This is a genomic window from Streptomyces griseiscabiei, from assembly GCF_020010925.1.
Lineage (GTDB): Bacteria > Actinomycetota > Actinomycetes > Streptomycetales > Streptomycetaceae > Streptomyces > Streptomyces griseiscabiei.
Map to the genome: position 1 here is coordinate 1,004,347 of NZ_JAGJBZ010000003.1, position 15,995 is coordinate 1,020,341.

The 15,995-nt window shown below is 71.1% G+C and carries 16 protein-coding genes; 11 read left to right on the forward strand and 5 right to left on the reverse strand.

Annotation, left to right across the window (positions count from 1 at the left end; genetic code table 11):
- The first annotated feature begins 125 nt into the window (after positions 1-125).
- Both J8M51_RS38495 and J8M51_RS38500 read left to right on the forward strand, forming a co-directional pair.
- Entirely contained in the window at positions 126-482 is a 357-nt protein-coding gene (locus tag J8M51_RS38495) for a YciI family protein (protein ID WP_086753099.1), read from the forward strand.
- Between the two features lie 49 nt (positions 483-531).
- Positions 532-1,797 (forward strand): RNA polymerase sigma factor, encoded by a 1,266-nt coding sequence (locus tag J8M51_RS38500; RefSeq protein WP_086753097.1) that lies wholly within the window; start codon positions 532-534, stop codon positions 1,795-1,797.
- A gap of 46 nt (positions 1,798-1,843) precedes the next feature.
- Here J8M51_RS38500 and J8M51_RS38505 read toward each other — a convergent pair whose 3' ends face one another.
- Entirely contained in the window at positions 1,844-3,046 is a 1,203-nt protein-coding gene (locus J8M51_RS38505) for a class I SAM-dependent methyltransferase (protein ID WP_267299910.1), read from the reverse strand.
- Between the two features lie 111 nt (positions 3,047-3,157).
- Between J8M51_RS38505 and J8M51_RS38510 the strand changes: the two genes are divergently transcribed.
- The 4 genes from J8M51_RS38510 (at position 3,158) to groL (ending at position 7,325) form a co-directional block, all read left to right on the forward strand.
- Positions 3,158-4,171 (forward strand): polysaccharide deacetylase family protein, encoded by a 1,014-nt coding sequence (locus J8M51_RS38510; RefSeq protein WP_216590808.1) that lies wholly within the window; start codon positions 3,158-3,160, stop codon positions 4,169-4,171.
- Positions 4,168-5,046 (forward strand): polysaccharide deacetylase family protein, encoded by an 879-nt coding sequence (locus tag J8M51_RS38515; RefSeq protein ID WP_398857723.1) that lies wholly within the window; start codon positions 4,168-4,170, stop codon positions 5,044-5,046. The genes J8M51_RS38510 and J8M51_RS38515 overlap by 4 nt, the downstream gene beginning before the upstream one ends.
- Before the next feature lie 216 nt (positions 5,047-5,262).
- Positions 5,263-5,571 carry a co-chaperone GroES gene (gene groES, locus J8M51_RS38520; RefSeq protein WP_003998759.1) on the forward strand — a complete coding sequence of 103 codons (309 nt, stop codon included), beginning with the start codon at positions 5,263-5,265 and terminating at the stop codon, positions 5,569-5,571.
- A 128-nt stretch (positions 5,572-5,699) separates the two neighbouring features.
- Positions 5,700-7,325, forward strand: a complete 1,626-nt coding sequence (gene groL, locus J8M51_RS38525; protein WP_086763910.1) for a chaperonin GroEL — start codon at positions 5,700-5,702, stop codon at positions 7,323-7,325.
- A gap of 85 nt (positions 7,326-7,410) precedes the next feature.
- Here groL and J8M51_RS38530 read toward each other — a convergent pair whose 3' ends face one another.
- The 3 genes from J8M51_RS38530 to J8M51_RS38540 all read right to left on the reverse strand — a co-directional run bounded on the left by J8M51_RS38530 (position 7,411) and on the right by J8M51_RS38540 (position 9,789).
- Positions 7,411-8,118 carry an ester cyclase gene (locus tag J8M51_RS38530; protein WP_086763912.1) on the reverse strand — a complete coding sequence of 236 codons (708 nt, stop codon included), beginning with the start codon at positions 8,116-8,118 and terminating at the stop codon, positions 7,411-7,413.
- Positions 8,119-8,215: 97 nt separating this feature from the next.
- A complete protein-coding gene (locus tag J8M51_RS38535; RefSeq protein ID WP_086751503.1) occupies positions 8,216-8,989 on the reverse strand; it encodes an SDR family NAD(P)-dependent oxidoreductase in 774 nt (257 codons plus the stop codon).
- 134 nt (positions 8,990-9,123) lie between these two features.
- Entirely contained in the window at positions 9,124-9,789 is a 666-nt protein-coding gene (locus J8M51_RS38540; protein ID WP_179202845.1) for an MOSC domain-containing protein, read from the reverse strand.
- Between the two features lie 81 nt (positions 9,790-9,870).
- On the opposite strand from J8M51_RS38540, the gene J8M51_RS38545 reads away from it, so the two are divergent.
- Positions 9,871-10,773: a LysR family transcriptional regulator gene (locus J8M51_RS38545; protein ID WP_086751505.1), complete on the forward strand. Its 903-nt coding sequence runs from the start codon at positions 9,871-9,873 to the stop codon at positions 10,771-10,773.
- 50 nt (positions 10,774-10,823) lie between these two features.
- Here the strand turns inward: J8M51_RS38545 and J8M51_RS38550 are convergent, their stop codons facing one another.
- Positions 10,824-11,153: a WhiB family transcriptional regulator gene (locus J8M51_RS38550; protein ID WP_086751501.1), complete on the reverse strand. Its 330-nt coding sequence runs from the start codon at positions 11,151-11,153 to the stop codon at positions 10,824-10,826.
- Between the two features lie 392 nt (positions 11,154-11,545).
- Between J8M51_RS38550 and J8M51_RS38555 the strand changes: the two genes are divergently transcribed.
- The 4 genes from J8M51_RS38555 (at position 11,546) to J8M51_RS38570 (ending at position 15,973) form a co-directional block, all read left to right on the forward strand.
- Entirely contained in the window at positions 11,546-12,157 is a 612-nt protein-coding gene (locus J8M51_RS38555; protein WP_003948568.1) for a response regulator transcription factor, read from the forward strand.
- A gap of 316 nt (positions 12,158-12,473) precedes the next feature.
- Positions 12,474-13,049, forward strand: a complete 576-nt coding sequence (locus tag J8M51_RS38560; RefSeq protein WP_005481141.1) for a sigma-70 family RNA polymerase sigma factor — start codon at positions 12,474-12,476, stop codon at positions 13,047-13,049.
- 179 nt (positions 13,050-13,228) lie between these two features.
- Positions 13,229-14,734 carry an IMP dehydrogenase gene (guaB, locus tag J8M51_RS38565; RefSeq protein WP_086751499.1) on the forward strand — a complete coding sequence of 502 codons (1,506 nt, stop codon included), beginning with the start codon at positions 13,229-13,231 and terminating at the stop codon, positions 14,732-14,734.
- A 114-nt stretch (positions 14,735-14,848) separates the two neighbouring features.
- Positions 14,849-15,973 carry a GuaB3 family IMP dehydrogenase-related protein gene (locus tag J8M51_RS38570; RefSeq protein ID WP_060883593.1) on the forward strand — a complete coding sequence of 375 codons (1,125 nt, stop codon included), beginning with the start codon at positions 14,849-14,851 and terminating at the stop codon, positions 15,971-15,973.
- The last annotated feature ends 22 nt before the right edge of the window (positions 15,974-15,995 follow it).

Genomic DNA, 15,995 nt, shown 5'->3' on the forward strand with positions numbered 1-15,995 from the left:
GTCTGGATCGCCCGCCGAAGTTTTTTTGAGGAATTCCGGCGACCGTGTCGATCCGAGGTGCGGCCGTTCGACGCATGGGTGAGAGTCGGGGACAGGCCCCGCTCGCCGATGTTCTGGGAGTCACCATGCCGCGCTATCTGTCACTGGTCCAGATCGACGAGAAGACCGCGCCCGCCGAGGGCCCGAGCCCTGAGCTGATGGAGCGGATGGGGGAGCTCCTGGAGGAGATCACCAAGGCGGGGGTCATGCTCGACACCGCCGGGCTGACGCCGTCCGCGCAGGGGGCGCGGGTCCACTGGGAGGGCGGGAACGTCTCCGTCACGGACGGGCCGTTCACCGAGTCCAAGGAGGTCGTCGGCGGCTACGCGCTGATGCAGTGCAAGGACATGGCCGAGGCGATCGAGTGGACCAAGCGGTTCGTGAAGGTGCACGGGGAGGAGTGGACGGTCACCTGTGAGGTGCGGGAGGTCATGGAGGGCTGAGCCGGAGCCTGCTTGGCGGGACCGTCCTCCGGGTGTCTGATGGTGGGCTGTGACCTCACAGCCCACCCCGGACCTCAAGACGACCGTCGAGACCGTGTTCCGGATCGAGTCGCCCCGCGTCATCGCCGGGGTCGCCCGGATCGTGCGGGACGTCGGGATCGCGGAGGAACTGGCCCAGGACGCGCTGGTCGCGGCGCTGGAGCAGTGGCCGCGCGACGGGGTGCCGGACAACCCGGGGGCCTGGCTGACGGCCACCGCCAAGCACCGGGCGATCGACCTCGTACGCCGCCGGGAGCGGTACGCGCGCAAGCTCGCGGAGGTGGGGCGGGACCTGGAGGCGGCGGGGCCGCATCTCGACCGGCCCGCCGACCCGGACGACATCGACGACGACCTGCTCCGCCTCGTCTTCACGGCCTGCCACCCGGTGCTCTCCGCCGAGGCCCGGATCGCCCTCACCCTCCGCCTCCTCGGCGGCCTGACCACACCCGAGATCGCCCGCGCCTTCCTGGCCCCCGAGGCGACCATCGCCCAGCGCGTCGTCCGCGCCAAGCGCACGCTCGCGACGAAGAACGTCGCCTTCGAGGTGCCGTACGGCCCCGACCGCGAGGCCCGCCTCGGCTCCGTCCTCGAAGTCATCTACCTGATCTTCAACGAGGGATACGCGGCCACCGCCGGCGACGACCTGCTGCGCCCCGCGCTCTGCGAGGACGCCCTCCGACTGGCGCGCGTCCTCGCCCAGTTGATGCCCAAGGAGCCCGAGGTGCACGGTCTGGTCGCGCTGCTGGAGCTCCAGGAGTCGCGGGCCGCCGCCCGTACGGGACCGACCGGCGAACCCGTCCTCCTCAAGGACCAGGACCGGCGCCGCTGGAACCGCCTGCTCATCGCCCGCGGCTTCACCGCCCTCGGCCGCGCGACCGCCGCGGCGAGCGGCGCCCCGGGCCCGTACGCGCTCCAGGCCGCCATCGCCGCGTGCCACGCCCAGGCCCACACGTACGAGGAGACGGACTGGAACCGGATCGCCGCCCTGTACGCCCTGCTGGCCGCCCGCGCCCCGTCCCCCGTGGTCGAGCTGAACCGCGCGGTCGCCGTCTCCATGGCCGACGGCCCCGCTCCCGCCCTGGAGATCGTCGACCACCTCGCCGCCGAACCCGCCCTCCGCGACTACCACTTGCTGCCGAGCGTCCGCGGCGACCTGCTGCTCCGCCTCGGCCGTACGCGGGAGGCCCGCGCCGAGTTCGTACGGGCGGCCGGGCTCGCCCGGAACGAACGGGAACGCGCGCTGCTGCGCGCACGGGCGGAGGAGACCGGCGGCTGAGGCCAGGACCGGCGGCCGAGGGCCGCCCGCCGCCTCGTGGCACGCTTCAGACCGGGTGCCCGATCAGCATCGTCGGCGCCCCCGCTACCCGCGTCATGAAGACCGTCGCCGAACGGCGCCCCTGCGGCTTCACCTTCCTGCGCAGTTCCTCCGGCTCGACGGCCGACCCCCGCTTCTTCACGGTCAGGATGCCCACCTCGCGCTCCCGCAGCAGCGCCTTCAACTTCTTGACGTTGAAGGGGAGTTGATCGGTGATCTCGTAGGCGGTGGCGTACGGGACGGGCCGGTGCTCGTCGGCCGTGACGTACGCGATCGTGGGGTCGATCAGCCCGCCCGCCAGCTCCTCGGCGACCTCGGCGACGAGGTGGGCGCGGATCACGGCACCGTCGGGCTCGTACAAGTACCGCCCCACGGGCCGGACTTCGGGGTCCGGCAGCCCCCGGCCGCGCAGACTCCGGGGGCCGGGCAGCAGCGTCGCCCGCACCGCCCCCTCCGCCCCGGTGCCGAACCAGAGCACCGCCTCCTTCACATCGCCGCCGTCCGAGATCCACTCGGCCTCGGCCTCGGCGGGGACCGCCTCGTGCGGGATGCCCGGGGCGATCTTGAGGGCGGCTCGCGGGGCCTTGAGCGCGGTGGCGACGGCCCAGGAGAGCGGGGGCGAGTACGCCTCGGGGTCGAAGATCCGGCCACGGCCGGAGGAGCGCCGGGCGGGGTCGACGAACACGGCGTCGTACCCGGCCGTCTCCACCTCCGTCACATCCGCCTCGCGCACCTCGATCAGCCCGGCGAGGCCGAGCGCGTCGGCGTTGGCGCGGGCCACCGCCGCCGTCAGCGGGTCGCGGTCGACGGCCAGCACGCGGATTCCGGCCCGGGCGAGGGCGATCGCGTCGCCGCCGATGCCGCAGCACAGATCGGCGACGGAGGTCACGCCCAGCGCGCGCATCCGCTCCGCCCGGTACGTCGCCACGCTCGTCCGCGTCGACTGCTCGACCCCGTTCGGGGTGAAGAACATCCGGTCCGCGTCCGCCGCCCCGAACTTCACGACCGCCCGCTGCCGCAGCCTGGCCTGGCCGAGGGCCGCCGAGACCAGCTCCACCGGGTGGTCGCGGCGCAGCCGGGTCGCCACGGCCAGCTCCCGCGCCGGTTCGACTCCGCGCACCTCGTCGAGGAGGGCGCGGCCCTCGGGGGTGAGGAGGGGGGCGAGGAAGGTGGCGGGGTCGAGGTCGTTCACCGGCTCATTGTCGGTCATCGGCCAGCGGGAGAGCGGGGGCGGGGCGGTGTGGGCCACTCGGTGGATGGTCGGGGCCCGGCGGCGGTGTCGGGGCGGTGGGGAGGGGTCGCCCTGCGAGGATGCAGCGCCATGCGATTCGTACGACAAAATGATCGAAAGAGTGCGAAGCGGTCGAGGTTCCTGGGGTGGTGGGGGAGCGGCGGCGTCGCCCTGCTCGCCGCGGCGGTGCTCGTGTCCGGGTGCGCGGAGGGCGGCGCGGAGGACGCGTCGCGGAGCGGACCGGCCGGGCGACGGGCGCCCGCGGAGGCGGCCCATGGTCAGGAGCGCGGCCAGGAACGCGGGCAGCAGGGTGGGCAACGGCCCTTCGAGGCCCCCGGCGCGCGGGCGCTCGACTCGTACGCCGAGAGGCTGCGCCGGGCGCACGCCGCGCGGGTCGCCGCGGCGAAGCGCTGGGGGCTGGCGGCGGTACCGCTGACCGCGCCGGCGCCCCCGGCGCGGAAACCGGCGCTCGGCACACGCGAGGGCTTCGAGGTCGACGGCCACGAGGAGGACGGACTCCCGCCGGTCTTCACCACCGTCCCCACCCGCGACAAGGTCCTCTTCCTCACCATCGACGACGGCGCGGAGAAGGACCCCGCGTTCCTGCGCATGATGAGTGAACTGGGCATCCCCTACACCGCCTTCCTCAGCGACTACCTGGTCAAGGAGGACTACGGCTACTTCGCGCGGATGCGGGACCGGGGCGTCACCCTCCACAACCACACTCTCCACCACCGCCACCTCCCCTCCCTCTCCCACACCGCCCAGAAGCGCGAGATCTGCGGCATGCAGGACGTCATCGAGAAGCGGTACGGCAAGCGGCCGACGCTCTTCCGGCCGCCGTACGGCAACTACGACCGGGACACCCTGCGCGCCGCCAAGTCCTGCGGCATCGAGGCCGTCCCCCTCTGGAACGAGGAGGTCTTCGTCGACCGCTGGGACCACCGCGAGTCCGACCGCGAACTCCGCCCCGGTGACATCGTCCTCACCCACTTCCGCGGCCCGTCCGACTGGAAGGGCACCATGCCCGACATGATCCGCCGCTTCCTGGACCGCGCCACCGCCGAGGGCTACGCGGTGGCGAGGCTGGAGGACTACCTGTGAGGGCTGGGGGCGCTGGGCGCACGGCGCGAAGGAGGCGTGCGGTCACCCGCGCCCTGACCACCCTCTCCGCGCTCACGACCGTCGCCGTCCTGCTCCTCGCCGGATGCGCGGCCGGGCCCACCGCCCGCACCGCCCCCTTCACCGTCCCCTCCGCCCCCCGCTCCACCACCCCCGACCATCCTCACCCCCACCCGCCCCCGTACCGCCGCTGGGGCCTGCCCGCCCCCCTCGCCCCCGCGCCCGAGACCCCCGACCGGCCCCCGCGACCCCGCACGGCGGGCCCCGGGCTGCCACCCGTCGTCGACCGGGTGCGGACCCGCGACAAGGTGGTGTTCCTGACGTACGACGACGGCGCGGAGAAGGACCCCCGGTTCGTGGACATGGTCAGGGAACTGCGGCTGCCGGTGAGCATGTTCCTGACGGACAGCGTCGTGGGGCCGGGATACGGCCACTTCGCCCGGCTGCGGGCGGTCGGCGCGACCGTGCAGAACCACACGCTCGGCCACACCGGTCTGCGCGGACTGCCGTACGCCGGGCAGCGCGCCGAGATCTGCGGCCAGCAGAACAAGCTGAGGCAGCGCTTCGGCATCCGGCCGACCCTGTTCCGCCCGCCCTACGGCGTCTACGACACCACCACGCTCCGCGCCGCCGCCGACTGCGGCATCACGGCCGTCGTCCTGTGGCGCGCGTCGATGCAGATCAACGACCTCCGGTACGCGGTCGGCGACCGCCTCCGCCCCGGTGACATCGTCCTCGCCCACTTCCGGGGCCCGGAGCAGCTGAAGGGTGCGACCCTCACGGAGATGACGACCCGGCTGCTGCGCCGCGTCCAGGCCCAGGGCCTGACGGTCGGACGCCTGGAGGACTACCTCTGACACGCCGCGAGGACCGCCGCACCCCACGGCATCGGCAGCCGGAATTAGCAGTCCGCTTGACCGAGTGCTAATCGCGGTCATAGTCTCAGGTCTGGCACTCCCCCCTGGAGAGTGCCAACCAGCGACGGGCAGGTCCGGCACCCGCGACGACGGATCCACCTGGTCGCCACCTCAGACAGTTAACCCCGTGAGATCTCCGAAGGGGGAGGTCGGATCGTGACGACCACCAGCTCCAAGGTTGCCATCAAGCCGCTCGAGGACCGCATCGTGGTCCAGCCGCTCGACGCCGAGCAGACCACGGCCTCTGGCCTGGTCATCCCGGACACCGCCAAGGAGAAGCCCCAGGAGGGCGTCGTCCTGGCCGTGGGCCCGGGCCGCTTCGAGAACGGCGAGCGCCTGCCGCTCGACGTCAAGACCGGCGACATCGTGCTGTACAGCAAGTACGGCGGCACCGAGGTGAAGTACAACGGCGAGGAGTACCTCGTCCTCTCGGCTCGCGACGTGCTCGCGATCATCGAGAAGTAGTTCACCCGCTTCCTCACCGAAGCACCTTGCTTTTGAGCTGCGCCCCTGGCACCCGCGACCATAATCAGCCGGGCGTGAGGGGCGCAGTTCGTTTCACCCACGTTTTTCGAGAGGGCTGAACCGCTCCCATGGCGAAGATCCTGAAGTTCGACGAGGACGCCCGTCGCGCCCTCGAGCGCGGCGTCAACAAGCTTGCCGACACGGTCAAGGTGACGATCGGCCCCAAGGGCCGCAATGTCGTCATCGACAAGAAGTTCGGCGCCCCCACCATCACCAACGACGGCGTGACCATCGCCCGTGAGGTCGAGGTCGAGGACCCGTACGAGAACCTCGGTGCCCAGCTGGTGAAGGAGGTGGCGACCAAGACCAACGACATCGCGGGTGACGGCACCACCACCGCCACCGTGCTCGCCCAGGCGCTCGTGCGCGAGGGCCTGAAGAACGTCGCCGCGGGTGCCTCCCCGGCCGCCCTGAAGAAGGGCATCGACGCCGCGGTCAAGGCCGTGTCCGAGGAGCTCCTCGCGACCGCCCGCCCGATCGACGAGAAGTCCGACATCGCGGCCGTCGCCGGTCTGTCCGCCCAGGACAGCCAGGTCGGCGAGCTCATCGCCGAGGCGATGGACAAGGTCGGCAAGGACGGTGTCATCACCGTCGAGGAGTCCAACACCTTCGGTCTGGAGCTGGACTTCACCGAGGGCATGGCCTTCGACAAGGGCTACCTCTCGCCCTACTTCGTCACCGACCAGGAGCGTATGGAGGCCGTCCTCGACGACCCGTACATCCTCATCCACCAGGGCAAGATCGGCGCCATCGCCGACCTGCTGCCCCTGCTGGAGAAGGTCATCCAGTCCAACGCCTCGCGCCCGCTGCTGATCATCGCCGAGGACGTCGAGGGCGAGGCCCTGTCGACCCTGGTCGTCAACAAGATCCGCGGCACCTTCAACGCGGTCGCCGTCAAGGCCCCCGGCTTCGGCGACCGTCGCAAGGCGATGCTGCAGGACATGGCGACGCTGACCGGCGCGGAGGTCATCTCCGAGGAGGTCGGCCTCAAGCTCGACCAGGTCGGCCTGGACGTGCTCGGCTCCGCCCGCCGCGTCACCGTCACCAAGGACGACACCACGATCGTCGACGGCGCCGGTGACTCCGGTGCCGTGCAGGGCCGCGTCGCCCAGATCAAGGCCGAGATCGAGAACACGGACTCCGACTGGGACCGCGAGAAGCTCCAGGAGCGCCTCGCGAAGCTGGCCGGCGGCGTGTGCGTGATCAAGGTCGGCGCCGCCACCGAGGTGGAGCTGAAGGAGAAGAAGCACCGTCTGGAGGACGCCATCTCCGCGACCCGCGCCGCGGTCGAGGAGGGCATCGTCTCCGGTGGTGGCTCCGCGCTCGTCCACGCCGTGAAGGTCCTGGAGGGCAACCTCGGCAAGACCGGCGACGAGGCCACCGGTGTGGCCGTCGTCCGCAAGGCCGCCGTCGAGCCGCTGCGCTGGATCGCGGAGAACGCGGGCCTCGAGGGCTACGTCATCACCTCCAAGGTCGCCGAGCTGGACAAGGGCCAGGGCTTCAACGCCGCCACCGGCGAGTACGGCGACCTGGTCAAGTCCGGTGTCATCGACCCGGTCAAGGTCACCCGCTCCGCCCTGGAGAACGCCGCCTCCATCGCCTCCCTCCTCCTGACGACCGAGACCCTGGTCGTCGAGAAGAAGGAAGAGGAGCCGGCCGACGCGGGCCACGGCGGCCACGGCCACGCCCACTGACGTACGACGTCGGTAAGCCGTAGGAAAGGCCCGGCACCCCTCGGGGGTGCCGGGCCTTTCCGCGCCCCACCCCCGGCTGTCTCGGCTACTTCTCCAGGTCGTCGAGCGCTCCCAACTGCCCCATCAGCCCCAGCCGGTCGTACTCCCACCAGCCCTCGACGATCTTCCCGTCGGGGGAGCACCGCTGCACGAGCGTCCCCGTCATCCGGACCTTCCGCCCACTGGCCGCGATCCCGAGGAAGTCCCCGTGGTGGGTCGCGTTCCAGGTCCACCGCGTGCAGACCCGGTCGTCCTGGGCGATCTGGTCCTCCACGGTGAACTCGAAGTCGAACCCGCCCCGCCACATCTCGACGGTCCGCCGGAACGCGTCCATCCCGATGGCGTCCGGCTCGTCGGAGGGAACGTGGTCGTGGTAGTCCTCCACGAGCAGATCGTCGAGCGGCGGCAGTTCGCCCTCCGTCGCGATCGTCGCCAGGAACCGCCGCGCGGTCGCCGCGTACAACTGCTCGTCCCGCACCACGTCCAGATCCGTGAACGTGGGCACCTCGTCGCAGAGCGCCACCATCTCCTGGAAGATCCGGTCCGTCTCCGGCAGTTTCGAGTTCCGCATCGCCTCCTCGTACGACGGGAACTCCACGATCTCCACGAAGTGCGCCCCGTCCGACCGGTCCTTCCCGATCAGACTGTGCGTGGCCGTCCGCCTGCCCCTGGTCTGCTCGACCCATGTGTCCATCAGCCGGTTCATCTCGTCGAACCGACTGGTCCTGCAGTCGATGAGCTGCACGAATGTCATGATGCGCCGCCTCCCGGCCCCCCTGGGTCCGGATGAACGATTCCATTGTCCCGCGGCGCCGCCTCCCTCTCACCCGCTGGCGCCGCGCCCCCGACGGCTACTGCGGCCCGTACTTGCGCCCCGTCTTCGAGCTGATCCCGCCCAGCAGCCCGCGCGGCACCACCTTCACCACACCCATCAGGGCCTTGTAGCGGGGGTCGGGGATGGAGACGGTCCGGCCGCGGGAGAGGTCGGCGAGGGCGGCGGTGACGAGTTTGTCGGCGTCGAGCCACATCCAGGACGGGATGTTGTCGGTGCCCATGCCGGCCCGGTCGTGGAACTCGGTGCGGACGAAGCCGGGGCACAGGGCCATGAGCCGGACACCGGTACCGGCCAGATCGCGCGCGGCGCCCTGGGTGAACTGCACGACCCACGCCTTCGAGGCCCCGTACGTACCGCGCGGCACGAACGCGGCCACCGAGGCGACATTGACGACCCCGCCGCGACCGCGTTCGCGCATGGCCTCGGACGCCGCCGACGTCAGACGCAGCACCGCCTCGCAGTGGACCTTGAGCATCCGCAGCTCGTCGGCCATGGAGACGTCGAGATAGCGGCCCTTGTTGCCGAAACCGGCGTTGTTGATCAGCAGGTCGACCGGGTTCCTGCGGTCGGCCAGCCGCCGCGCCACCGTCTCGATGCCGTCGTCCTCCGCGAGGTCGGCCGTCAGCACCTCCGCCTCGATGCCGTGCCGGTCGTGCAGTTCGGTCGCCTGCTCCCGCAGCCGCTTGGTGTCACGCGCCACCAGCACCAGGTTGTGCCCGTCCGCCGCCAGCCGCCGCGCGAAGGCGGCACCGATCCCCGCGGTCGATCCCGTAATCAGAGCCGTTGTCATGGCGCAAGCGTAGTGACCGGGACTGTGCGCATCCGTGTGCTCCACCGCACGTTCACCAGCGTCTTCGCCCGCCCCTCGGTGAACACCCGCCCCGGCGCGGCACCTTCACCGGCGCCCCGCACGGGACCGGCCCGTCATCCCTGCGCCGCCACGTACTTCCGCGCGATCTCCAGCACCTCGGGATGCAACGCCTCACCCGCCGCCAACAGCCTCGGCAGCAGGGAGTGTTGATCCATCATGGCGCGGAAGACGAGAGCCACGGTGACGTCGTGGTCCGGTCGGTGGACGATCTCGATCGGGTCGCCCGCACGGATCTCGCCCGGCTCGATCACCCGCAGATACGCGCCGGGCGCGCCCTGGCGCGTGAAGCGCTTGACCCACTGCCGTTCACCCAGGTGGCGCTGGAAGTTGAGACAGGGAACGCGGCCGGAGGTGATCTCCAGGACCACCTCGGAGCCGATCCGCCAGCGCTCGCCGACGAGGGCGCCGGAGACGTCGAGCCCCTCGGTGGTGAGGTTCTCGCCGAAGGTACCGCTGGGCAGCGTACGGTCCAGTTCGCGCTCCCAGCCGTCCAGGTCCTCGCGGGCGAAGGCGTAGACCGCCTGGTCGTCGCCGCCGTGGTGCTTGGTGTTGCACACCGCGTCCCCGGCCACCCCGCTGGCCCCGACGCCCTTGGGCCCGGGTGCGAACACCCGCACCGGCCCGTCCACCGGCCGTTTGTCGATGCCCGAGACCCGCTTCGACTCCTCCACGACGTCGACGGCCTTGGGACGCCCCACATTCAGTGACAGAAGCTTCATACGGGCACGGTATGCCGCCGGGGGTCAAAGCGTCGACGCGATATTCAGCACCCTGCCCAAGCCCCGCTTATGCTCGACCCCGTGATCGAGGCCCGCCATCTCCGTGTCCTGCGCGCCGTCGCCGCCACCGGCTCCTTCTCGGCGGCCGGCCGCGAACTCGGCTGCACCCAGCCCGCCGTGAGCCAGCAGATGAAAGCGCTGGAATCCTCCGTCGGCACCCCGCTGCTGGTCCGCGGCGCCCGGGAGATGCGGCTGACCCAGGCGGGCGAGGCGCTCGTACGGCACGCGGCCGGCATCCTCGCCGGGCTCACCGCGGCCGAGGAGGAGGTCGCCGCCATCGCGGGACTGCGCGCCGGACGGGTCCGCCTGGTCTCCTTCCCCAGCGGCAGCTCCACCCTGGTCCCCACCGCCCTGGCCGCCCTGCGCGCCGCGCACCCCGGCACCCGTGTCTCCCTGGAGGAGGCCGAACCGCCGCGCTCGGTCGGGATGCTCCGCGAGGGCGACTGCGACATCGCGCTGGCCTTCCGTTACGAGGGCGCGCCCGGCGCGGAGGAGGGGGAGTGGGACGACCTGGTCGTACGCCCCCTGCTCACGGACCGGCTCGTCGGGCTCGTGCCCGAGGGGCACCGGCTGGCGCGCACGGGGTCCGTCGGCATCGGGGAACTCGCCGGGGAACCCTGGATCGCCGGCTGTCCGCGCTGCCGGGGGCAGCTGGTGCGGATCTGTGAGAGCGAGGGCTTCACGCCCCGTATCGACTTCGCGACCGACGACTACCCGGCGGTGGTCGGCCTGGTGGGCGCGGGCCTCGGCGTGGCCGTCCTGCCGGAGCTGGCCATCGAGTCCGTACGCACCGAGGGGGTGCGGACGGTGTCGGTCGAGCCCGCGGTGCGCCGGGAGATCGTGGCGCTCACGCTCCCGGACCTGGCCCGGGTGCCCACGGTCGCGGCGACGCTGGACCGGCTCGCCGGAGCGGCCGCGCGGTAGCGCTCGCGCGGGAGGGCCGGGCGGACGCCCGCCCTTGCAAAAACGTTCCTTCAGGTGTTCGAACCGGCGTCGGTCCCGGACGCGGACGCCGTCACCAGCCGGTGGCGCGCCCTGCCCATGAGTTCCTCGCGCTCGTCCTCGGTCAGCCCGCCCCACACGCCGTACGGCTCGCGCACCGCGAGGGCGTGGGCCGCGCACTGCGCGCGCACCGGGCATCTCATGCAGACCTCCTTGGCCGAGTTCTCACGAGCGCTCCGTGCCGCACCGCGTTCTCCTTCGGGGTGGAAGAAGAGTGAGCTGTCGACCCCACGGCAGGCCGCGAGGAGCTGCCAGTCCCACAGATCAGCGTTCGGTCCGGGAAGGCGGGAGAAATCTGCCATTACGTGTCCCCTTGTTGCCGTTCTGGTAGGAGATGTTGCCCATGACCGTACATCGACTATCTAAGGAGATGAAAATATGACTCATTGCGAATCTAGCCTCAGACACCAACAAATGGGAAGAAAAACGGCTGAATGGGGCATAGGTTGTGGTGAAACATTGAGGGTCCGTTGTGCATGTCTGCACCGTGTGCGCGCCCTCACGTAGAGTGCCGAAGGTGGCCGGCCATCCCGTAACTCTTTCGAGTGACCGTCGTTGAGACGGGCGGAGGCGGTTGAAAGAACAAGCGCTCGGGCAGGCGTTCGTGTCCGCTCGTGAGCGTCGACCGCACAGGTGACGATTTCGTACCAGCCTGGAGGCTCAAGGTGACGCGCATCAGCTGCGGAGGGCGGCCATGACATCCGTCCTCGTCTGCGACGACTCCCCGCTTGCCCGAGAGGCGCTGCGCCGCGCGGTGGCGACCGTGCCCGGCGTCGAGCGCGTGACCACGGCGGCCAACGGCGAGGAAGTCCTCCGCCGCTGGGGGGCCGACCGCTCGGATCTGATTCTGATGGACGTACGCATGCCCGGACTGGGCGGCGTCGAGACCGTACGGCGGCTGCTGTCCGCCGACCCCGGGGCGCGCATCATCATGCTCACCGTCGCCGAGGACCTGGACGGCGTGGCCCTCGCGGTCGCCGCCGGCGCCCGGGGCTACCTGCACAAGGACGCCTCCCGCGCGGAACTGCGCGCCACGGTGACGCAGGCCCTCGCCGACCCGACCTGGCGGCTCGCCCCGCGTCGGCTGCGCTCCGCCGAGATGGGCGCCGCGCCCACCCTCACCGCACGCGAGATCCAGGTGCTGGAGGGCATGAGCCACGGCCGTTCCAACGCCGAGATCGGCCGCGAGCTGTTCCTCTCCGAGGACACCGTCAAGACCCACGCCCGGCGGCTGTTCAAGAAGCTCGGCGCCTCGGACCGCGCGCACGCGGTGGCGCTCGGCTTCCGCTGGGGTCTGGTTCGCTAGGTGAGCCGCGACGGGGGTTCGGGAATCCCCGCCTGCCGAGAGGCGGGCGGGGGCGCTGACCGCCAGGTGGGCCGGGGTGCTCACACCGAGGTCGGCGGGGATGCTCACGCCCAGGTGAGCGGGGCCGGGCGGAGGCCCGCTGCTCGTTTCGCCGCGGATGCCGCATCCTTGAGGTGTGGAGTTCCTCGGGGAGCAGTCGAACGAGCGGGAGGGGAGGGCGCAGGAGATGAGTTCCGGCGCGCCTGCTCATAACGCTTCGGTGCACAACCACGGACGTGGCGCCACGGACCGGCCGGCCGCAAGGCACCATGGACCGATGCGCGACGACGAGACGACAGTGATCGGTGCGCTCGTGCATCGCGCGGTCGACGGGGACGAGCAGGCCACGCACGATCTGCTCGCCCATGTCCATCCCTTGGCGCTGCGCTACTGCCGCACCCGTCTGTCCCGGCTGCCGGGCGACGCGCGGCACTTCGTGGAGGACCTGGCGCAGGAGGTCTGTGTCGCCGTCCTCCTCGCGCTGCCGCGCTACAAGGACACCGGAAGGCCGTTCGAGGCGTTCGTCTTCGCCATCGCCGGCCACAAGGTCGCCGACCTGCAGCGCGCCGCGATGCGCCACCCCGGGTCGACGGCGGTCCCCTCCGACGAGATGCCGGAGCGCCCCGACGACTCCCTGGGTCCCGAGGAGCGCGCCCTGCTCAGCAGCGACGCCGAGTGGGCCAAGAAACTCCTCGCCAACCTCCCCGAGAACCAGCGGGAACTGCTGCTGCTGCGCATCGCGGTGGGGCTCACGGCCGAGGAGACCGGACAGATGCTGGGCATGTCACCGGGCGCGGTCCGGGTGGCCCAGCACCGGGCGCTCAGCAGACTCCGGGCGCTGGCGGAGCAGTAGCCGCACAGGCTCTCCGGGCGTCCCGCCTGAACAGGCGGGGCGCCTTTTCCGTACGTACCGGCGCGGCTTCCGTACGAACATACGAAGCCCGGCCGTCCCTTCGTACCGTGGAATGTGTGCTCCGCGCTTCCCGTTAGCATGGACATCCGCACCGATCAAGGCCATTTGGGGAAGGTGTCATGACTGCCAACGTCGACGGAGTGCCCGGAAAATTCGCGACGCTCGGGCTGACCTACGACGACGTGCTGCTGCTGCCGGGCGCGTCGGACATGGCGCCCGACGAGATCGACACCGCCTCGTACGTCTCCAGGAACGTGCGGGTGAACATCCCGCTGCTCTCGGCCGCGATGGACAAGGTCACCGAGTCCCGGATGGCCATCGCCATGGCCCGCCAGGGCGGCGTCGGTGTACTGCACCGCAACCTGTCCATCGAGGACCAGGCCAACCAGGTCGACCTGGTGAAGCGCTCCGAGTCCGGCATGGTCGCCGACCCGATCACCGTGCACCCGGACGCCACGCTCGCCGAGGCCGACGCGCTGTGCGCCAAGTTCCGCATCAGCGGCGTACCGGTGACGGACGGCAACAAGAAGCTGCTCGGCATCGTCACCAACCGCGACATGGCCTTCGAGTCCGACCGCTCGCGCCAGGTCCGCGAGGTCATGACGCCGATGCCGCTGGTCACCGGCAAGGTGGGCATCTCCGGCGTCGAGGCCATGGAGCTGCTGCGCAAGCACAAGATCGAGAAGCTGCCGCTGGTCGACGACGGAGGCATCCTCAAGGGCCTCATCACGGTCAAGGACTTCGTCAAGGCCGAGAAGTACCCGCACGCGGCGAAGGACGGCGAGGGCCGGCTCCTCGTCGGCGCCGCCGTCGGTGTCGCCGGGGACTCCTTCGAGCGCGCCCAGGCCCTCATCGAGAACGGCGTCGACTTCATCGTCGTCGACACCGCCCACGGCCACTCCCGGCTGGTCGGCGACATGGTCGCCAAGATCAAGTCGAACTCCTCCGGCGTCGACGTCATCGGCGGCAACATCGCCACCCGTGACGGCGCCCAGGCCCTCATCGACGCCGGCGTGGACGGCATCAAGGTCGGCGTCGGCCCCGGCTCCATCTGTACGACCCGTGTCGTCGCCGGTATCGGCGTCCCGCAGGTCACCGCCATCTACGAGGCCTCCCTCGCCGCCAAGGAGGCCGGTATCCCGGTCATCGGCGACGGTGGCCTGCAGTACTCCGGCGACATCGCCAAGGCCCTGGTCGCGGGCGCCGACACCGTGATGCTGGGCTCGCTGCTCGCGGGCTGCGCCGAGTCGCCGGGCGAGCTGATGTTCATCAACGGCAAGCAGTTCAAGTCGTACCGGGGCATGGGCTCGCTGGGCGCGATGCAGTCGCGCGGCGACCGCAAGTCGTTCTCCAAGGACCGCTACTTCCAGGAGGGCGTCGCCTCCGACGAGCAGCTCGTCCCCGAGGGCATCGAGGGCCAGGTGCCCTACCGCGGTCCGCTCTCCTCGGTCGTCCACCAGCTGGTCGGCGGTCTGCGCCAGTCGATGTTCTACGTCGGCGGCCGTACCGTCCCGGACCTCCAGGCCAATGGCCGGTTCGTCCGGATCACCTCCGCGGGCCTCAAGGAGAGCCACCCGCACGACATCCAGATGACGGTCGAGGCGCCGAACTACAGCCGTAAGTAGCCGTACGTAGTCGCCAGGCTTCGCGAGGGCGGCCCCGGGGCATCCGGGGCCGCCCTCGTCGTGCCCGTCGGCGATACTGGTAGACGCTGAACGCATCAGGGAAAGGCCACAGACGTGACTGAGATCGAGATCGGGCGCGGCAAGCGCGGCCGCCGGGCGTACGCCTTCGACGACATCGCCGTCGTCCCCAGCCGCCGTACGCGGGACCCGAAGGAGGTCTCGATCGCCTGGCAGATCGACGCCTACCGCTTCGAGCTGCCGTTCCTGGCCGCCCCCATGGACTCGGTCGTCTCCCCGGCCACCGCGATCCGCATCGGCGAGCTGGGCGGGCTCGGCGTCCTCAACCTCGAAGGGCTCTGGACGCGGTACGAGGACCCGCAGCCGCTGCTCGACGAGATCACCGGCCTGCCCGACGAGGCCGCGACCCGCCGCCTCCAGGAGATCTACGCCGCTCCCATCAAGGAGGAGCTGATCGGGCAGCGCATCAAGGAGGTGCGCGACTCCGGTGTGGTCACCGCCGCCGCGCTCTCGCCGCAGCGCACCGCCCAGTTCTCCAAGGCCGTCGTGGACGCGGGCGTCGACATCTTCGTCATCCGCGGGACGACCGTGTCGGCGGAGCACGTCTCCGGCTCGCACGAGCCGCTGAACCTGAAGCAGTTCATCTACGAGCTGGACGTCCCCGTGATCGTCGGCGGCTGCGCCACCTACACGGCCGCCCTGCACCTGATGCGCACCGGCGCGGCCGGTGTCCTCGTCGGCTTCGGCGGCGGCGCGGCGCACACCACGCGCAACGTGCTCGGCATCCGGGTCCCGATGGCCACGGCGGTCGCCGACGTCGCCGCCGCCCGCCGGGACTACATGGACGAGTCCGGCGGCCGGTACGTCCACGTCATCGCCGACGGCGGTGTCGGCTGGTCCGGCGACATCCCGAAGGCCATCGCCTGCGGCGCGGACGCCGTGATGATGGGCTCGCCGCTGGCCCGCGCGACGGACGCGCCCGGCAAGGGCAACCATTGGGGCATGGAGGCGGTGAACGAGGAGCTGCCGCGTGGCAAGAAGGTCGACCTCGGCACCGTCGGCACGATCGAGGAGGTCCTCACCGGGCCCTCGCACACGCCCGACGGCTCCATGAACCTCTTCGGTGCGCTGCGGCGGGCGATGGCCACGACCGGGTACAGCGAGCTGAAGGAGTTCCAGCGCGTCGAGGTGACGGTGGCGGACTCGCAGCACATGCGGTGAGCTGACGCTGCGCTCGGCTTGA

What these genes read in the sequence shown, in the direction of transcription:
- J8M51_RS38555 (WP_003948568.1), top strand. Translation starts at nt 11,546, where the DNA reads ATGACATCCGTCCTCGTCTGCGACGACTCCCCGCTTGCCCGAGAGGCG.
- J8M51_RS38530 (WP_086763912.1), bottom strand. Translation starts at nt 8,118, where the DNA reads ATGACATTCGTGCAGCTCATCGACTGCAGGACCAGTCGGTTCGACGAG.
- J8M51_RS38550 (WP_086751501.1), bottom strand. Translation starts at nt 11,153, where the DNA reads ATGGCAGATTTCTCCCGCCTTCCCGGACCGAACGCTGATCTGTGGGAC.
- groL (WP_086763910.1), top strand. Translation starts at nt 5,700, where the DNA reads ATGGCGAAGATCCTGAAGTTCGACGAGGACGCCCGTCGCGCCCTCGAG.
- guaB (WP_086751499.1), top strand. Translation starts at nt 13,229, where the DNA reads ATGACTGCCAACGTCGACGGAGTGCCCGGAAAATTCGCGACGCTCGGG.
- J8M51_RS38510 (WP_216590808.1), top strand. Translation starts at nt 3,158, where the DNA reads ATGCGATTCGTACGACAAAATGATCGAAAGAGTGCGAAGCGGTCGAGG.
- J8M51_RS38505 (WP_267299910.1), bottom strand. Translation starts at nt 3,046, where the DNA reads ATGACCGACAATGAGCCGGTGAACGACCTCGACCCCGCCACCTTCCTC.
- J8M51_RS38535 (WP_086751503.1), bottom strand. Translation starts at nt 8,989, where the DNA reads ATGACAACGGCTCTGATTACGGGATCGACCGCGGGGATCGGTGCCGCC.
- J8M51_RS38495 (WP_086753099.1), top strand. Translation starts at nt 126, where the DNA reads ATGCCGCGCTATCTGTCACTGGTCCAGATCGACGAGAAGACCGCGCCC.
- J8M51_RS38540 (WP_179202845.1), bottom strand. Translation starts at nt 9,789, where the DNA reads ATGAAGCTTCTGTCACTGAATGTGGGGCGTCCCAAGGCCGTCGACGTC.
- J8M51_RS38560 (WP_005481141.1), top strand. Translation starts at nt 12,474, where the DNA reads ATGCGCGACGACGAGACGACAGTGATCGGTGCGCTCGTGCATCGCGCG.